Genomic DNA, 17,627 nt, shown 5'->3' with positions numbered 1-17,627 from the left:
TCTATTGAGCGGATGCGGTCGCTCACGCCGCGGCGTCGCATCCGGAGATCCCGGCCCGCGACCCGCGGCCGCGGTCACCGCCCGAAGTGGTAGTCCGCGACGACGGGGGCGTGGTCGCTCCACCGGGTGTCCCACGAGGGGGCTCGCACGACGTGATAGTCCGAGGCGATCGCGGCCAGCGGGGGAGTGGCGAGCTGGTAGTCGATCCGCCATCCGGTGTCGTTGTCGAACGCACGGCCCCGCATCGTCCACCACGAGTAGGGGCCGTCAACCTCACCGGCGGCGGCTCGCCCGATGTCGACCCAGCCGAGTCCGCGCCCGACCGAGCCGTCGACGCCGGTGATCTCGGCATCGGCTTCACCGAGCCAGCGGTCGAAGTAGGCGCGCTCACGGGGGAGGAACCCGGACTTCTTGACGTTGCCCCTCCAATTGCGGATGTCGAGTTCACGGTGCCCGACGTTGAGGTCGCCGGTGATGACGGCGAAGGGCGCGCCAGACAGCTCACCCAACCGGCGTTCCATCGCATCGAGGAACACCCACTTCGCCTCCTGTCGTGGGGTGTCCGCCTCACCGGTGGGCACGTACGCGCTCACAACCGTGATCGCCTGCCCGTCGATGTCGTAGTCCGCTTCGATCCAGCGGCCCGTGGCATCCGGCCCTTCGTCGTCTCCCAGCCCGCGGCGTGTGTCGAGCGCGCCCACACGCGCTGCAACGGCCACGCCTGCTCGGCCCTTGGCCACGGCTTCGTCGTTCTCGATCTGCCATCCCGGGAGTGCTGCGAGGAGTTCATCGCGGGTGGCACGGACTTCTTGGAGCGTCAGGATGTCGACGTCGGCGGCATCCAACCACTCGAGCATGCCCTTGCGCACCGCGGCACGGATTCCGTTGACGTTGACAGAGGCGAGGCGAACACGGCGAGACACGCGTGCCAGCCTAACGACGCCCACCGACATCGGCTCACACGCGCGGGGGCCCGTTCCTCACTCGAAGAGCGCGGAGCGCTTCATCGGAGCAGGTGCCGCGGCCTCGACCTCTTCGAGCTCGCGGCGGGCGTCGTGGACCGCCCGTTCCGCCGACCACCGGCGGTACCACGGTGCCGATGTGTAGGCCTGCTCGGCGGTTCGCAACCGCACGCGTGCGGCGACGAGGAGCGCCTGATGCTCATCGGCGAGACGCTGTGCTTCCGTGACCTGGATCAAGGGGACGTTCTCGTCGCTCGCCGAGACGGCGATCCACGCCGACGCCACGAGCAGGATGATTCCGATGATGCGGAACCACAGCAGCAATCCGACGAAGATCGCGAACGTGGCCAGCAGCGGATTCCGCGGCGTGTAGCTCAGCAACCACCCGGCTCCGAGCTGGAGCACCGTGATGGCCCCGCCGCCGAGAAGCGCTCCGACCCAGATCTGCCGCCAGTGCAACGACGTGCCGGTCAGAAACTTCACGAGGGCGCCCACTGCGGCCGTGTAGAGCACGAACGAGACGAGGATCGACGCGATGCGGACGCTCACCTGGTACCCGACGGAGTGCGTGCCGACCCCGAGCGCATCGAACAGCAGGCTCAAGGCCCATGTGCCCACTGAGGTGGCGGCGAAACCCAGGAGCAGAGCGATGCCGAACGCGGCCGCGGTGACGAGATCGGCGGCCTTGAGCAGGAAGTAGTTCCTGCGGTCCGGTGGGATTCCGAAGATGTCGCGGACGGCCCGACGGGCGAACGTGACGAACCCGATCGCCGTCCAGATCAGCGTCCCGAGCGCGATGATACCGGTGACACCCAGCACCCCCGCGCTTTGTTTGGCGATCTCAGTGACCTGCTGCGTGGTGAACAGACCGGTGCCCGGCTGGTCGGAGATCAGATCGGGGATATAGCTGTTGATGATGTTGATGAGTGCGTTGACGGCATCCTCGCTCCCGCCGAGCCAGAGCCCGGCGACGGCGAAGGCGACATAGACCATCGCGAAGATCGCGAAGAGAGCCTGGTAACTGACACCGGCGGCGAGGAGGAACCCGTTGTGCTGCAGAAAATGCCGCCAGACTCGCACCGGAAACCACCGGAGTGTCTTCTCGGTGATCTTCGTCGCGCGGCTGATCGGCGCGTCGAACCGCTCGAGCAGGCTCTCCTGCGTCGCCTGCCAGCGCACCCGCAGCGTCTCTTCTTCGGCGCGCGCAGCATCGGCCGCATCGGCATGCGACTGGCCGGTGACGGCCGCGGGGGGCGTGTGGCGACGAGCGGTCACGGTCTCAGACTATCGATCGGATGCCGCGGGCTGCGCCTTCGCGCGGTCCCGGGTCAGCGTCCGCCGCGCAGGACCGCCTGCTTGACCTCGGCGATGGCCTTGGTGACCTCGATGCCACGGGGGCACGCCTCGGTGCAGTTGAAGGTCGTGCGGCACCGCCACACACCCTCTTTGTCGTTGAGGATGTCCAGGCGCACGTCGCCGGCATCGTCGCGCGAGTCGAAGATGAAGCGGTGGGCGTTCACGATCGCGGCGGGCCCGAAGTATTGGCCGTCGGTCCAGAAGATCGGGCACGACGAGGTGCACGCCGCGCAGAGGATGCACTTGGTCGTGTCGTCGAAGACCTCGCGGTCGACGATCGACTGGATGCGCTCCTTGCCCGGCTCGGGCGCCGAACCCGAGATGAGGAACGGCTGCACCTCGCGGTACGACGCGAAGAACGGCTCCATGTCGACGATGAGGTCCTTCTCGAGCGGAAGGCCCTTGATCGCTTCGACGTAGATCGGCTGCGAGATGTCGAGATCCTTGATGAGGGTCTTGCACGCCAGCCGGTTGCGACCATTGATGCGCATCGCGTCCGAGCCGCAGATGCCGTGCGCGCACGAACGACGGAACGTCAGCGAACCGTCGACCTCCCACTTGATCTTGTGCAGCGCGTCGAGCACGCGGTCGGTGGAGTACAGCTCGACGTCGTAGTCGACCCAGCGCGGCTCTTCGTCGACCTCAGGGTCGAAGCGGCGCACGATGAAGGTGACGAGGAACGACTGGATACCGGAGTCGTTCGCGGCATCCTGCGCAGGGTCCTGCGCGTCGTCGGTGCGTTCGATGACGTCAGTGGCGCCGGTCACGTCAGTACTTCCTTTCCATCGGCTGGTAGCGGGTCACCACGACGGGCTTCCAATCCAACCGGATGTGGTCTTCGGGGTGCGACGAGTGCGGGTCGCCCGACAGATACGACATCGTGTGCTGCATGTAGTTCTCGTCGTCGCGCTTGGGGAAGTCGTCGCGCATGTGTCCGCCGCGGCTCTCCTTGCGGTTGCGGGCGGTGACGACGACGACCTCTGCAATGTCGAGGAGGAAGCCGAGCTCGACGGCTTCGAGCAGATCAGTGTTGTAGCGCTTGCCCTTGTCGTCGACGTGCACGTTGCGGTAGCGCTCGCGCAGTTCCTCGATGACCGTCATGACTTCGCCGAGCGACTCATCGGTACGGAAGACCTGGGCCTTGCGGTCCATCTCGTCCTGCAGTTGCTTGCGCAGCACGGCGATGCGCTCGGTGCCCGGGTTGTTCCGCAGGCCCTCGATCATCTCGCGCACGTCCTTGGCCGGGTCTTCGGGGAGGTCGACGAACTCGGCGGTCTTGGCGTACTCGACGGCGTTGCGCCCGGCGCGCTTTCCGAACACGTTGATGTCCAGGAGCGAGTTGGTGCCGAGGCGGTTCGACCCGTGCACCGAGACGCACGCGCACTCACCCGCGGCATAGAGGCCGGGGACGACGGTCGTGTTGTCGTTGAGCACTTCGGCGTCGACGTTCGTGGGGATGCCGCCCATCGCGTAGTGCGCGGTCGGCATGACCGGAACCGGCTCGACGACCGGATCGACGCCCAGGTACGTGCGCGCGAATTCGGTGATGTCGGGGAGCTTGGTTTCGAGCACCTCGGCGCCCAGGTGCGTGCAGTCCAAGAGCACGTAGTCCTTGTGCGGTCCGGCGCCGCGTCCCTCGGCGACTTCCTGGACCATGCAACGACTGACGATGTCACGCGGGGCGAGGTCCTTGATCGTCGGTGCGTACCGCTCCATGAAGCGTTCACCCGACGCGTTTCGCAGGATCGCGCCTTCGCCGCGTGCTCCTTCGGTGAGAAGGATGCCGAGACCGGCCAGACCCGTCGGGTGGAACTGGAAGAACTCCATGTCTTCGAGCGGAAGGCCCTTGCGCCACACGATCCCGACACCGTCGCCGGTGAGGGTATGGGCATTCGAGGTCGTCTTGAAGATCTTGCCGAACCCGCCGGTGGCGAAGACGACCGCCTTGGACTGGAAGACGTGCAGATCGCCGGTCGCCAACTCGTACGCGACGACACCGGCGACCTGTGTGCTCCCGTCTTCAGCCTTCACCGTGACGAGGTCGAGTACGTAGAACTCGTTGAAGAAGTTGATTCCGAGCTTCACGCAGTTCTGGAACAACGTCTGCAGGATCATGTGACCGGTACGGTCGGCGGCGTAGCAGGCACGGCGCACGGGGCTCTTGCCGTGGTCGGCGGTGTGGCCACCGAAGCGGCGCTGGTCGATCTTGCCCTCGGGGGTGCGGTTGAACGGAAGCCCCATGTTCTCGAGGTCGATGACCGCGTCGATGGCTTCTTTCGCGAGGATCTCGGCTGCGTCCTGGTCGACGAGGTAGTCGCCGCCCTTGACGGTGTCGAAGGTGTGCCACTCCCACGAATCCTCCTCGACGTTCGCGAGGGCGGCGGCCATGCCGCCCTGGGCGGCGCCGGTGTGGGAACGCGTGGGGTACAGCTTCGTGATGACGGCGGTGCGGGCGCCGGGGCCCGCCTCGATGGCGGCGCGCATGCCGGCGCCGCCGGCGCCCACGATCACCACGTCGAACTGGTGGTAGTGGACGCCGTCCTTGACGTAGCTGTCGGTGGCTGGGGTGCTCACGGGATGGATGCCTCTGCTGATGTCGGAGTGGGAAGTCGGATGCCGCGGCTCAGCGCGCTGCGCACATCTCGATGAGCCAATCGGTGGTGCTCGTCTCGATGCCGATGCAGGGGTCGAAGGTGAAGACGACGAGCGTGCCGAGGACGATGAGGAATGCGGCGGAGAGCCAGAGGGCCCACACCAGCACGCGACGCGTGGTCTGGTGCGTGACGTAGTCGTTGACGATGGTGCGCATGCCGTTCGCACCGTGGATGAGCGCCAGCCACAACATGATGACGTCCCACCACTGCCAGAACGGGGTGGCGAATTTGCCGGCGACGAACGCGAAGTCGATGCCGTGGATGCCCTCACCGAGCATGAGGTTCACGAAGAGGTGGCCGAAGATGAGCACGACGAGCAGGACGCCCGAGACGCGCATGTAGATCCAGCCCCACTTCTCGAGGTTGGGTCCGCTGCGGCGGACGGTCGCCCGCGGTGCGCGCGGGTCGGCGATCGCGGTGGCCATCAGTGTCCCCCTCCCAGGTCGCTGAAGACGATCGACAGATGACGGATCGAGAACGGGATGAGGGTCGCCAGCCACAGGCCGATGACTCCCCACCAGAGCCCACGCTGATGGCGCGTGGCCCACGACCAGAAGTCGACGAGGATGATGCGCAGACCGTTGTAGGCGTGGTACGCGACGGCCGCGACGAGGACGACCTCGCCCATGCCCATGATCGGGTTCTTGTACGAACTCATCACGGCGTCATACGCCTCCGGCGCCACGCGGATGAGCGCGGTGTCCAAGACGTGGACGAGCAGGAAGAAGAAGATCGCGATACCGGTGATGCGATGAAGCACCCACGACCACATTCCTTCGTTGCCTCGATAGAGCGTCCCGCGGGGGACGCGCGATGTGGTCTCTGATACAGACGGTGAGACGCGGGCTGGTGCCGACACGGCCGTCCTCCCTGGATCGATCACGAGCGGGGGCGGGATCGATGCCCCCCGGGTGGCGGCTCGTCCGAAGGAATCGACCGCCGGCGTCACACGGGCGCTGTCACCATCCTATGACCGATCAGAACCTCCGGCGACGAAGGGCGCCCTTATCCCCTCTTTCCGCAGGGGTCCCCGGTAGCCTGGCGCCATGAGCGAGCCGATCCCCGACTTCTACGCCGTGATCCCCGCAGGGGGGATCGGAAGCAGGTTGTGGCCGCTGTCTCGAGCGGACGCGCCGAAGTTCCTGCACGACCTCACCGGGTCGGGCCAGTCGTTGTTGCGCGCGACATGGGACCGCCTCGAGCCGCTCGCCGGACACGATCGGATCGCCGTCGTCACAGGACGCGCGCATCGCGCGGCCGTCGAAGACGAATTGCCCGGCATCCCCGACGCCAATGTGTTCCTCGAATCCGAGCCGCGCGACTCGACCGCGGCGATCGGTTTGGCTGCCGCGGTGCTCGTGCGGCGTGATCCGGACGTGATCGTCGGGTCCTTCGCGGCCGACCACGTCATCCGCGTGCCCCATCTGTTCGAGTGGGCGGTACGGCAGGCCGTGGCGGTCGCGCGCGAGGGGTACATCTGCACCATCGGCATCCAGCCCTCGGAGCCCTCCGTGGGCTTCGGCTACATCAAGAAGGGCGAGGGGCTGATCATCGATGGCGCGCCCGAAGCGGCGCTCGTCGAGAGCTTCGTCGAAAAACCCGACCTCGAGACGGCGAAGCACTACTTCGCCGAACGCTCGTACCTGTGGAACGCCGGCATGTTCATCAGCCGCGCGGATGTGCTGTTGGCCGAGATTCAGGCCCAGCGGCCGCAGTTGCACGCGGGACTGATGGAGCTCGCCGAGGCGTGGGACGACCGTGCGGCCCGTGGACCCGCCGTGGATCGGATCTGGCCGAAGCTCGAACGCATCGCCATCGACTACTCCGTCGCAGAGCCCGCCGCGGCGAAGGGACACCTGGCCGTGGTGCCCGGCCACTTCGATTGGGACGACGTCGGCGACTTCGCCAGCCTGTCGAAGCTCAACTCGGGTGGGCGCAGTGACAACCTGGCGATCCTCGGCAAGAACGCCCGCATCCTCGCCGATGCCTCCAGCGGCATCGTGGTGAGCAACACCCCGCGCGTCGTGAGCGTGGTCGGAGTGAAGGACATCGTCATCGTCGACACCGACGACGCACTCCTGGTGACCACCACCGAGCACGCGCAGCGGGTCAAAGGCGTGGTCGACGCGTTGCGACTCACCGGCGACGGCGACGTGCTGTGATCTCGACGGCGGATGCGGCATCCCTCGCCCGCCGAACCGCGACTATTGCGAAACGGTAACCTTTCGGCTCCCGGGCGGTCGCCCGATATACAAGTCCGCCGTCACACTGGGTAACCTTTACCGTCCCCGCGAAAGACGCGGGGGAAGGATGTGGAGGCTGAGTTGACCATCTCACGCACCAAGAAGCTCGGCGGCGTTGCAGCAGCGGCCGGAATCGCGCTCGCCCTGGCGGGCTGCGGCGCAGCACCCGAGACCGAGGAAGGCACGGCGGCACCCGAAGCCGAATCCGACTTCCTCCCCTGCCTCATCTCGGATGAGGGCGGTTGGAACGACCGTTCGTTCAACCAGTCGGCCAAGGAGGGCATGGACCGTGCCCTCGACGAGCTCGGTGTCGACGGCATCGAACTCGAGTCGACCAGCCCCAACGACTACGCGCCCAACCTCGAGACCCTGGTCTCGGAAGGCTGCACCTTCATCGTCTCGGTCGGCTTCAACCTCTCGGCCGCCACGGTCGAGTCGGCACTGGCCAACCCCGAGGTCAACTACGCGATCATCGACGACTGGGCCGACACCGACTTCGACGGCACCACCGATGCGCCCAACATCAAGCCCCTCGTGTTCAACACGGCGGAGGCCGCCTACCTCGGTGGCTACGCGTCGGCGGCATGGTCGGCGAACAACGGTGTGAACCGCGTCGGCACCTTCGGCGGAATGCAGATCCCGTCGGTCGCCGTCTTCATGGACGGCTTCGAGCTCGGCGTCCAGAAGTACAACGAAGACATGGGCGCCGCCGTCGAGGTCTTCGGGTGGGACACCGCGGGCCAGGAGGGCGCCTTCACCGGCGGCTTCGAGGCCAACGACACCGCACGCCAGACCGCGCAGGGCATCCTCGACCAGGGTGTCGACGTGATCCTGCCCGTCGGCGGACCGATCTACCAGAGCGCCGCGGCAGCCATCACCGATGGTGGTGGCGACGTCGTCATGCTCGGTGTCGACAGTGACCTCGCCGTCGCCGACGAGAGCGTCACCGACATCACGCTGGTCTCGATCATGAAGGCGATCGACGTCGCCGTCTACGACGCCACGATGGCCGCCGCCAGCGGCGACTTCGACGTCACGCCCTACGTCGGCACGCTCGACAACGAAGGTGTCAAGCTCTCGGGCTTCCACGACTTCGAGTCGCAGCTTCCGGACGGCCTGCTCGACGAGCTGACCGCCCTGCAGGAGCAGATCATCGCGGGTGAGATCGTCGTGGAGTCGCCGAACTCCCCGTAATCGCACGATCAACATCGGGGCGGGCAGCGCAGCGTCGCAGCTCGCCCCGATGCGTGTCTCCGATGGTCAGACCGTTCCTCGCCGATGAGGAACCCCACGAGTAGGGTGCAGTTATGAAGCTCGAGCTCCGAGGCATCACCAAGCGGTTCGGCAGCCTCGTCGCCAACGACCACATAGACCTCGTCGTCGAACCCGGGCAGATCCACGCCCTCCTCGGCGAGAACGGCGCAGGCAAGTCGACACTCATGAACGTCCTCTACGGCCTTTACCAGGCCGATGAGGGGGAGGTTCTGTTGGACGACGTCGTCCAGCACTTCCGCGGTCCCGGCGACGCGATGAACGCCGGAATCGGCATGGTGCACCAGCACTTCATGCTCATCCCCGTCTTCACCGTCGCAGAGAACGTCATGCTGGGGCACGAGAGCACCAAAGCGCTCGGCACGCTCGACCTCGCCTCGGCGCGCAAGCACGTCATCGAGGTCGCCGACCGATTCGGCTTCCACGTCGACCCCGATGCACTCGTCGGCGACCTGCCGGTGGGCGTACAGCAGCGCGTGGAGATCATCAAGGCGCTCTCACGCGACGCGAAGGTGCTCGTGTTCGACGAACCGACCGCTGTGCTCACGCCCCAGGAAACCGACGAGCTCATGGCGATCATGCGCCAGCTGCGCGACGAGGGGACGTCCATCGTCTTCATCACCCACAAGCTGCGCGAAGTGCGCGAAGTCGCCGACGCGATCACCGTCATCCGCCTCGGTAAAGTCGTCGGAGAAGCCTCGCCCACCGCGACGAATTCCGAGCTGGCCTCGCTCATGGTCGGACGAGCCGTTGAGCTCACGGTACAGAAAGAGGAGCCGACCCTCGGTGAGGGCGGGCTCGAGATCAAAGGCCTGCGGGTGCTCACCGACGACGGTCAGGTTGTCGTCGACGACGTGTCCTTCGATGTGCGCCCCGGTGAGATCGTGGCGGTGGCAGGCGTTCAGGGCAACGGGCAGACGGAGCTCGTCGAGGCCATGGTCGGACTCGCCGCCCGGGTCGAAGGGTCGATTTCGCTCGACGGTGAGCAACTGGTCGGCCGTAGCGTTCGCAGCATCCTCGATGCGGGCGTCGGATTCGTGCCCGAAGACCGCAAGGAAGACGGACTCGTCGGCAACTTCTCGGTCGCCGAGAACCTCATGCTCGACCGCACCGGCGACTCGGCCTTCGTGCGGGGCGGCACGATACGGCGCCAGGCCGTCGAAGACTTCGCCACCGCACGGATCGAGGAATACGACATCCGTACGCAAGGGCCCCACACGCCGGCAGGTGCGCTCTCGGGCGGCAACCAGCAGAAGGTCGTCATCGCGCGCGAGATGAGCCGCCCCCTCAAACTGCTCGTGGCGGCACAACCCACTCGCGGTGTCGACGTGGGCTCGATCGAGTTCATCCACAAACGCATCGTCGAAACGCGCGACAGCGGAGTGCCCGTCGTGGTCGTCTCGACCGAGCTCGACGAGGTCACGGCGCTGGCCGACCGCATCGCCGTGATGTACCGCGGCAAGATCGTCGGCATCGTGCCGGGCGACACCGCCCGCGAAACCCTGGGACTGATGATGGCCGGCGCGGGCCAGGCGGAGGCAGCGGCATGAGCGGCACGACACCGGGAACCAACGACGCCGCACGCCCGGGGGAGCAGCTTCCCCGCGCAACCGGTCCGCTCATGGCACACGACACCCCGCCACCGCCGCGGGCGAACGTCTTCGTCAAGGAACTCCTGCGCGGAAGCGCCGTGACCACGATCCTCGCGATCGTCCTGGCCATGGTCGTCGGCGGCATCCTCATCGCCGTCACCGACGAGAACGTCCAAGAAGCCGCCGGCTACTTCTTCTCGCGACCGGCGGACACGTTCGTCGCCATCTGGAACGCCGTCTACGGCGGCTACGAAGCACTCTTCCGTGGAGCGGTGTTCAACCCTCGCGGAGCCGACTTCGCCGCACAGATCCGACCGTTCACGAACACGCTCGGGTTCGCCGCGCCCCTCATCGCCGCCGGCCTCGGCGTCGCGCTGGCGTTCCGCGTCGGTCTGTTCAACATCGGCGCGCGCGGTCAGATGCTCATGGGCGCGATCTTCGCGGCCTTCTTCACGTTCAACCTCGACCTGCCGATGTGGCTGCACCTGCCGACGACGATGCTCGCGGGCATCATCGGTGGAGCACTGTGGGGCGGACTCGTCGGGCTCATCAAAGCGACCACCGGTGCGCACGAAGTGATCCTGACGATCATGCTGAACTATGTCGCCTATTACTTCCTGCTGTGGATGATTCGCACCCCGGGGCTCCTGCAGCGCGAGGGGACGAACCAGCCGATCAGCGCGCCGACGCCCGAGACCGCGCAATTCCCCGATCTGCTGGGGCCGGCCTTCCCCGCCCTTGACTGGGGTTTCGTCATCGTCGTGCTCGTCACGCTTCTGGTCTGGTGGATCATCGAGCGCTCGAGCCTTGGCATGCGCCTGCGGGCCGTGGGAGAGAACCCGCACGCCGCGCGAGCCGCCGGCATCAGCGTGAAGCGGATGTACATCTACGCGATGCTGTTCGCCGGAGGCCTGGCGGGCCTGGCCGCGATGAACCAGATCCAGGGCTCGGTGACCACCGGGTTCTCGGGCACCATCGACGCCGGTATCGGTTTCGACGCCATCACGGTGGCGCTCCTCGGCCGCAGCCGAGCATGGGGCACCTTCGCCGCCGGCATTCTCTTCGGTGCGCTGAAGGCCGGATCGTTCTCGATGCAAGCCCAGGGGATCCCGGTCGACATCGTGCTCGTCGTGCAGTCGCTGATCGTGCTGTTCATCGCCGCGCCGCCGCTGCTGCGCACGATCTTCTTCCTCCCGAAGTCGGATGCCGAGAAAGCCGCGAAAGCCAGAGCCAAGGCTGCGAAGAAGGCGGTGTCGGCATGAGCGCCTCGACCATTTCGACCATGTCGGACGACACGCTGCACCTCGCACGCGTCAAGGAACGTCACCTCAAGGTGCCCGTCGTCCTCATCGTGGTGACGCTCCTGCTCGCCGCGCTCTTCCTCTTCGTGCCGCGCACCGGAGAGAGCACCTTCCGACTCGGAGACTCGTCGTCGGCCATCGCGATGCCCGACGTCGTCCTCCCGACGATGCTCACAGGATGGGTGATCCTCGCGCTGCTGGCGGTCCTGTCGTTGTGGGCGTTGTGGGAAGCCTGGTCCTACCGCCCGGTTCCCCTGTGGTTGACGATCGCGTTCGGTGCGTTCGGCGTCTTCGTCTTCCTCGTGTGGGCCGGCGCCGACGGGTTGGTCCCGGTCTCGAGTTTGCTCGTCGGGGCGGTGTCGCTCTCGGTGCCGCTCGTGTTCGGTGCGCTCGGCGGCGTCATCGGTGAGCGGGTCGGCGTCGTCAACGTCGCGATCGAAGGGCAGTTCCTGCTCGGCGCGTTCACTGCGGCGATGATCTCGAGCATCACCCGCAACCCGTTCCTCGGCCTCATCGGGGCGATGGTCGGCGGCGTGCTCGTGGCGTTCGTTCTCGCGGCGTTCTCCATCAAGTACCTCGTCGAGCAGGTCATCGTCGGTGTCGTGCTGAATGTGCTGGTCACCGGCCTCACGGGGTTCCTCCACGGGGCACTCCTCGTGCCGAACGAGATGACGTTGAACAACCCTGTGCGGTTCGAGCGCATAAAGATCCCGTTGCTCGGCGATATACCGGTGCTGGGACCGGTGCTGTTCAACCAGACGTTCATCGTGTACCTCATGTTCCTCGCGATCGTCGCCGTCACCTGGGGGCTCTACCGCACGCGATGGGGTCTGCGGCTGCGCTCGGTCGGCGAGCACCCGCAGGCGGCGGACACCGTCGGTATCAAGGTCAACCCGACCCGGTTCTGGAACGTGCTGCTCGCGGGCGCGATCGCCGGAATCGGTGGTGCGTACTTCACGCTCGTCTCCGTACCGCAGTTCGGCAAGGAGATGACCGCCGGGCTCGGCTTCATCGCTCTCGCCGCCGTCATCTTCGGGCGCTGGGATCCGATCCGTGCGTCGCTGGCCGCTCTCATGTTCGGGTTCGTGACGAACCTCCAGAACCTGTTGACGGTGCTGCGCACGCCCATCCCCAGCGAATTCATGCTCATGTTGCCCTACGTCGTCACGATCCTCGCGGTCGCCGGCTTCGCCGGGCAGATCCGCGGCCCCGCTGCCGCGGGCAAGCCGTACATCAAGGGGTGACCCACCTGTGACAGACATCGACTGGGACGAACTGCGCTCAGCCGCCACCGAAGCGATGGGGCGTGCCTACGCGCCGTATTCGCGATACCCAGTGGGCGCCGCCGCGCTCGTCTCCGACGGACGGATCGTTCAGGGGTGCAACGTCGAGAACGCCTCGTACGGCGTCGGTCTCTGCGCCGAGTGCGGGCTCGTCAGCGAACTGCAGATGACGGGCGGCGGTCAGCTCGTCGCGTTCGTCTGCGTCAACGGCGCGGGCGAGACGATCATGCCGTGCGGCCGGTGCCGGCAGTTGCTCAACGAGTTCGCCCTTCCGGGGATGCTCCTTGAGACCGTGTCCGGCATCCGCACGATCGATGAGGTGCTGCCCGATGCGTTCGGACCGCGCGACCTCGAGGAGATGAGCCGATGACGGGCGCGCAGGTGGAACCGTTCGACGCGGTCGACGTCATCCGGACCAAGCGCGACGGCGGAATCGTCGCCGACGACGCGCTGCGGTGGATGATCGACGCGTACACGCGCGAGTACGTCGCCGACTCGCAGATGGCGGCCTTCGCGATGGCGGTGCTGCTCAACGGCATGTCGCGTGATGAGGTGCGTGTCATGACCGACGCGATGATCGCGTCCGGCGAGCGTATGAGCTTCGCAGGCCTGGGCAAGTCCACCGTCGACAAGCACTCAACCGGTGGTGTCGGCGACAAGATCACCCTGCCGCTCGCGCCGCTTGTCGCCACCTTCGGTATCGCTGTGCCGCAGTTGTCCGGCCGTGGCCTCGGCCACACCGGAGGCACGCTCGACAAGCTTGAGTCGATCCCCGGATGGCGTGCGGCACTGTCCAATGACGAGCTGATCGCGCAGCTGCGCGACGTCGGAGCGGTGATCTGTGCCGCCGGCACAGGGCTCGCCCCGGCGGACAAGCGCCTCTATGCGCTGCGCGACGTGACCGGCACGGTCGAAGCGATTCCCCTCATCGCCTCGAGCATCATGTCGAAGAAGATCGCCGAGGGTACGGACTCGCTCGTACTCGACGTGAAGTTCGGCTCGGGCGCGTTCATGAAAGACCTCGACCGTGCGCGCGAACTCGCCCGCACGATGGTGGCACTCGGCACCGACTCGGGCGTGGCGACCACCGCCCTGCTCACCGACATGGAGACCCCGCTCGGGCTCGCTATCGGCAACGCCAACGAGGTGCGCGAGTCCGTCGAGGTGCTCTCGGGCGCAGGCCCCGCCGACGTCGTCGAACTCACCGTGGCCCTGGCGCGCGAGATGCTCGCCCTCGCCGGGCAGCCCGACGCCGACGTCGAAGCGGCGTTGGTCGACGGGCGTGCGATGGACACGTGGAACCGAATGATCCGCGCGCAGGGCGGCGATCCGGATGCGGCGCTCCCGCAGCCGAACGAGACCCACGTCGTAACCGCCGACGAGACAGGCTTCGTCACGCGCATGGACGCCCTCCCGTTCGGCGTCGCAGCGTGGCGGTTGGGTGCCGGGCGTGCTCGCGCACAGGACCCGGTGCTGCACGCCGCGGGTGTCGATCTTCACGTGAAACCCGGCGATCTGGTGCTAGCCGGCCAGCCGGTGTTCACGTTGCTCGGGCAGGATGCGACACGGTTCGATCGCGCCCTCGATGCTCTCGACGGTGCGTGGGCGATAGGGTCCGAACCGCCGGAGTCGCGTCCGCTCGTGCGCGAACGCATCACGGCCTGACCCATCCGAGAAGCCCAGGAGGCCCACATGCCCATCGACCAGCATGGCGACGCGAAGCTTCAGGGGCTGTCGCTCCGACGGTTGCCGAAGGTCTCGTTGCACGATCACCTCGACGGAGGCGTGCGACCCGCGACGATCCTCGACCTCGGCGACGCTGCCGGCATCGACCTCCCGGAAACGGACGAGGGGGCGCTCGCCGACTGGTTCGCAGATCGCGCCGACCCCGGTTCGCTCGTCGAGTATCTGCAGACCTTCGACCTCGTGATCGCCTCGATGCAGACGCGTGAGTCGTTGACCCGCGTCGCGCGCGAGTTCGTCGAAGACCTCGTCGCGGACGGCGTCGTCTATGGCGAGGTGCGTTGGGCGCCCGAGCAGCATCTCGGTGGGGGACTGTCGCTGGACGACGTCGTCGAGGCGGTGCAGAGTGGCATCGAGGAGGCCGAGGACGCCGCCGACGGCGCGGGCCACGACATCCGCGTCGGGCAGTTGCTGACGGCGATGCGCCAGTCGGACAACTCGCGCGACATCGCCGAGTTGGCGGTGTCGTGGCGCGGCCGCGGCGTCGTCGGCTTCGACATCGCCGGCCCCGAGAAGGGTTACCCGGCATCCCGCCATCGTGAGGCGTTCGACTACCTTGCGCGGCACTTCTTTCCGACCACCGTGCATGCCGGTGAAGCAGCCGGCCTCGACTCGATCCGCGGCGCGCTACTGGATGGGCGTGCGCTGCGGCTGGGGCACGGCGTGCGGCTCGCCGAAGACCTCGAGGTCGTCTCGAGTGAGGGCGAAGAGGTGTTCGTCCGCTTCGGCGACCTCGCGCGCTGGGTGCGCGACCGTGAAATACCGCTCGAGTTGTCACCGTCGTCGAACCTGCAGACAGGCGCCGTCGAACGTTGGGGGCGGACGATGGAGGATCACCCCTTCGACCTGCTCTACCAGCTCGGATTCGCGGTCACCGTCAACTGCGACAACCGCACGATGAGCCGCACCTCACTGACGCGTGAACTGCACCTGCTCACCGAAGCGTTCGACTACGGACTCGACGACCTCGAGGCGTTCCAGCTCAACGCCGCCGCCGGCGCCTTCCTCCCCATCGAGGACCGCGAAGAACTCATCGAGATCATCGGCGAGGGCTTCGATCACTGACTCGGTCTGAGACGTCGGGCACCCTTGCCCGGTCTCGGATGTCGGGCGTCGCCGAGAGCGTGCGTGGAAGCCGTCGCCGGCCTGGCGCGCGATATCCGCTCGGGAGAGGGCCGGCATCCGCTCAATCGAACGCGACCGTGGCCGACTCGTCGTTGAGCACGATCACCGGCGTGATCGCCGAGAGCCCCGCCGCATCGATCTTCGCGGCGTCGAACCGCAGCAACGGGGTGCCTGCCGTGACGGTGTCACCCGCGGAGACGAGCACCTCGAAGCCGTCGCCCTTCATGTTGACGGTGTCGACACCGACGTGGATGAGCAGCTCCGTGCCGTCCTCGAGCACGAGCCCGATCGCGTGACCGGTCGGGAAGATCGACGCCACCGTCGCATCCGCGGGAGCGATGACCGTATCGCCCACCGGGTCCACTGCGATCCCCGGGCCCATCGTCCCCTCGGCGAACATCGGGTCGGGGACGGCGCTCAACGGGAGGACAGCGCCCTGCACCGGTTGCCGTAGCGTGACGACGCGGCCCGCGGAATCGGTCTTCTGCTCCACGGCGGTGACGGTCGTCGCGGTCGTGCCGCCGGCATCCGCCGACGTCGAAGACCAGCCCGAGATCGCTTCCGGCACGTCGAGCCGGCCGGCGATGATCTCCTCCATCGCGTCCTTGACGAACTGCACGTTCAGGCCGTAGATCACCTGCACCGAATGGCCACCGGGCTTCATGACACCGGCCGCGCCCGCCTTCTTCAGCGCAGGCTCGTCGACCTTCGAGGTGTCCGAGATCTCCATCCGCAACCTCGTCGCGCAGTTGTCGATTTCGACGATGTTGTCTTTCCCGCCGAGGCCCTGGATGAACCGCGCCGCGGCCACGGCGAACTTGTCCTCACCCGACGGTGCGTCACCGACCTCTTCGACGACGTCGTCGTCCTCGCGACCCGGGGTCTTCAGGTTGAACTTCAGAATGATGAAGCGGAAGACGAAGAAGTAGACGATGAACCAGAACACACCCGCGATCGGGATGATCCACGGATTCTGCGCGAGGGGGTTGACCCAGCCGAGCACCAGATCGATGAAGCCCGCCGAGAAGCCGAAGCCCATGCGCACCGGCAGGATCGACATGACCGCCATCGAGATGCCGGTGAAGAACGCATGCACGACATACAGCCACGGCGCCAGGAACATGAACGAGAACTCCAGAGGCTCGGTGACGCCGACGAAGAACGAGGCGATCGCGGCCGAGAGCAGGATGCCGGCGACCACCTTCTTGCGCGTCGATTTGGCCGTGACGTACATCGCGAGGGCCGCGCCGGGCAGACCGAACATCATGATCGGGAAGAAACCGGTCATGTACTGCCCGGTGACACCGAAGACCCCCTCGCCGTTCGCGCCGAGGAGGAAGTTGTTGAGGTCGTTGATGCCGGCGACGTCGAACCAGAACACCGAGTTGAGAGCGTGGTGCAGACCGAGCGGGATCAACAGACGGTTGAAGAAGCCGTACAGGCCAGCGCCCCACGGGCCGAGTGTCGAGATCCACTCGCCGAACGTCACGAGACCGGTGTAGACGAATGGCCACACGAAGAGCAGGACGACCGCCAGGACCAAGGACATCGCCGCCGAGACGATCGCAACCGAGCGCTTGCCCGAGAAGAACGACAGCGCATCGGGCAGCTTCGTGTCCTTGAACTTGTTGTAGCTCCACGCGCCGATGAGACCACACAGGATGCCGACGAAGACGTTCTGCGTCACGAGGAACGCAGGGTTCACATCCTCGACCGCGATGCCCATGAGCGCGGCCACGGTGCCGGGGGAGAGGATCGTCGTCACCACCAGCCACGAGGCGAGACCGGCCAGCGCCGAGGTGCCGTCCGTCTTGTTGGCCATGCCGAGCGAGATGCCGATCGCGAACAGCAATGCCATGTTGTCCAACAGTGCGGCGCCGGCGGCATTGATGAACACCGAGAAGACACTGGTGCCCCAGATCGAGCTGATCCAGTAGCTGATGCCCATGAGGATCGCGGCGACCGGAAGGACCGCGACCGGCAGCATGAACGAGCGACCGAGCCGTTGCATGAACTTCATCTGAAACTCCTGACCTCGTGCAGCGGGCGTGGTCGTTCGCCGCGGTGGGGGGGATGACGTGCCCGTGGCGGAATGC

Annotated in this window: 15 protein-coding genes; 8 read left to right on the top strand and 7 right to left on the bottom strand. The window is 66.6% G+C overall.

Going from position 1 to position 17,627, the window contains the following annotated elements; translation table 11 throughout:
• Positions 1 to 74: 74 nt before the first annotated feature.
• The 6 genes from ACFQZV_RS12700 to sdhC form a co-directional block, all read right to left on the bottom strand.
• Positions 75 to 923 (bottom strand): exodeoxyribonuclease III, encoded by an 849-nt coding sequence (locus tag ACFQZV_RS12700; RefSeq protein WP_378753497.1) that lies wholly within the window; start codon positions 921 to 923, stop codon positions 75 to 77.
• A gap of 57 nt (positions 924 to 980) precedes the next feature.
• Positions 981 to 2,237: a YihY/virulence factor BrkB family protein gene (locus tag ACFQZV_RS12695; protein WP_378753495.1), complete on the bottom strand. Its 1,257-nt coding sequence runs from the start codon at positions 2,235 to 2,237 to the stop codon at positions 981 to 983.
• A gap of 53 nt (positions 2,238 to 2,290) precedes the next feature.
• On the bottom strand, positions 2,291 to 3,007 hold the full coding sequence (locus tag ACFQZV_RS12690; RefSeq protein WP_378753523.1) for a succinate dehydrogenase iron-sulfur subunit: 717 nt from the start codon (positions 3,005 to 3,007) through the stop codon (positions 2,291 to 2,293).
• Positions 3,008 to 3,086: 79 nt separating this feature from the next.
• The gene (gene sdhA, locus ACFQZV_RS12685; protein ID WP_378753493.1) at positions 3,087 to 4,892 is read right to left on the bottom strand and encodes a succinate dehydrogenase flavoprotein subunit; all 1,806 of its coding nucleotides are present in this window, start codon (positions 4,890 to 4,892) and stop codon (positions 3,087 to 3,089) included.
• Positions 4,893 to 4,941: 49 nt separating this feature from the next.
• Positions 4,942 to 5,397, bottom strand: coding sequence for a succinate dehydrogenase hydrophobic membrane anchor subunit (locus ACFQZV_RS12680; RefSeq protein ID WP_378753491.1), 456 nt, complete (start codon positions 5,395 to 5,397; stop codon positions 4,942 to 4,944).
• Entirely contained in the window at positions 5,397 to 5,831 is a 435-nt protein-coding gene (sdhC, locus tag ACFQZV_RS12675) for a succinate dehydrogenase, cytochrome b556 subunit (RefSeq protein ID WP_378753489.1), read from the bottom strand. The genes ACFQZV_RS12680 and sdhC overlap by 1 nt, the downstream gene beginning before the upstream one ends.
• A 187-nt stretch (positions 5,832 to 6,018) precedes the next feature.
• Between sdhC and ACFQZV_RS12670 the strand changes: the two genes are divergently transcribed.
• From ACFQZV_RS12670 to ACFQZV_RS12635, 8 genes are all read left to right on the top strand, one after another.
• On the top strand, positions 6,019 to 7,134 hold the full coding sequence (locus ACFQZV_RS12670) for a mannose-1-phosphate guanylyltransferase (RefSeq protein ID WP_378753487.1): 1,116 nt from the start codon (positions 6,019 to 6,021) through the stop codon (positions 7,132 to 7,134).
• 162 nt (positions 7,135 to 7,296) lie between these two features.
• Complete coding sequence (locus ACFQZV_RS12665) at positions 7,297 to 8,409, top strand: BMP family lipoprotein (protein ID WP_378753485.1); 1,113 nt, start codon at positions 7,297 to 7,299, stop codon at positions 8,407 to 8,409.
• A 113-nt stretch (positions 8,410 to 8,522) separates the two neighbouring features.
• On the top strand, positions 8,523 to 10,037 hold the full coding sequence (locus ACFQZV_RS12660; RefSeq protein ID WP_378753483.1) for an ABC transporter ATP-binding protein: 1,515 nt from the start codon (positions 8,523 to 8,525) through the stop codon (positions 10,035 to 10,037).
• The gene (locus ACFQZV_RS12655) at positions 10,034 to 11,341 is read left to right on the top strand and encodes an ABC transporter permease (RefSeq protein WP_378753481.1); all 1,308 of its coding nucleotides are present in this window, start codon (positions 10,034 to 10,036) and stop codon (positions 11,339 to 11,341) included. Before ACFQZV_RS12660 ends, ACFQZV_RS12655 begins: the two co-directional genes overlap by 4 nt.
• Complete coding sequence (locus ACFQZV_RS12650) at positions 11,338 to 12,624, top strand: ABC transporter permease (protein WP_378753479.1); 1,287 nt, start codon at positions 11,338 to 11,340, stop codon at positions 12,622 to 12,624. The genes ACFQZV_RS12655 and ACFQZV_RS12650 overlap by 4 nt, the downstream gene beginning before the upstream one ends.
• Positions 12,625 to 12,631: 7 nt before the next feature.
• Positions 12,632 to 13,033, top strand: a complete 402-nt coding sequence (locus tag ACFQZV_RS12645) for a cytidine deaminase (protein WP_378753477.1) — start codon at positions 12,632 to 12,634, stop codon at positions 13,031 to 13,033.
• On the top strand, positions 13,030 to 14,328 hold the full coding sequence (locus tag ACFQZV_RS12640; RefSeq protein WP_378753475.1) for a thymidine phosphorylase: 1,299 nt from the start codon (positions 13,030 to 13,032) through the stop codon (positions 14,326 to 14,328). Before ACFQZV_RS12645 ends, ACFQZV_RS12640 begins: the two co-directional genes overlap by 4 nt.
• 27 nt (positions 14,329 to 14,355) lie before the next feature.
• A complete protein-coding gene (locus ACFQZV_RS12635; protein WP_378753473.1) occupies positions 14,356 to 15,471 on the top strand; it encodes an adenosine deaminase in 1,116 nt (371 codons plus the stop codon).
• A 121-nt stretch (positions 15,472 to 15,592) separates the two neighbouring features.
• On the opposite strand, the gene nagE is transcribed toward ACFQZV_RS12635, so the two are convergent.
• A complete protein-coding gene (gene nagE, locus ACFQZV_RS12630) occupies positions 15,593 to 17,551 on the bottom strand; it encodes an N-acetylglucosamine-specific PTS transporter subunit IIBC (RefSeq protein ID WP_378753471.1) in 1,959 nt (652 codons plus the stop codon).
• Positions 17,552 to 17,627: the final 76 nt, after the last annotated feature.

The sequence above is a fragment of the Microbacterium koreense genome, assembly GCF_042677105.1.
Lineage (GTDB): Bacteria > Actinomycetota > Actinomycetes > Actinomycetales > Microbacteriaceae > Microbacterium > Microbacterium koreense.
The sequence above is the reverse complement of the archived record's forward strand: the minus strand, read 5'-3'. Positions and strand labels throughout refer to the sequence as shown.

Bases quoted from the DNA above. Each gene is read 5' to 3' on its own strand.
- ACFQZV_RS12680 (WP_378753491.1), bottom strand. From the start codon at position 5,397: ATGGCCACCGCGATCGCCGACCCGCGCGCACCGCGGGCGACCGTCCGC.
- ACFQZV_RS12670 (WP_378753487.1), top strand. From the start codon at position 6,019: ATGAGCGAGCCGATCCCCGACTTCTACGCCGTGATCCCCGCAGGGGGG.
- ACFQZV_RS12660 (WP_378753483.1), top strand. From the start codon at position 8,523: ATGAAGCTCGAGCTCCGAGGCATCACCAAGCGGTTCGGCAGCCTCGTC.
- ACFQZV_RS12655 (WP_378753481.1), top strand. From the start codon at position 10,034: ATGAGCGGCACGACACCGGGAACCAACGACGCCGCACGCCCGGGGGAG.
- ACFQZV_RS12650 (WP_378753479.1), top strand. From the start codon at position 11,338: ATGAGCGCCTCGACCATTTCGACCATGTCGGACGACACGCTGCACCTC.
- ACFQZV_RS12640 (WP_378753475.1), top strand. From the start codon at position 13,030: ATGACGGGCGCGCAGGTGGAACCGTTCGACGCGGTCGACGTCATCCGG.
- ACFQZV_RS12635 (WP_378753473.1), top strand. From the start codon at position 14,356: ATGCCCATCGACCAGCATGGCGACGCGAAGCTTCAGGGGCTGTCGCTC.
- nagE (WP_378753471.1), bottom strand. From the start codon at position 17,551: ATGAAGTTCATGCAACGGCTCGGTCGCTCGTTCATGCTGCCGGTCGCG.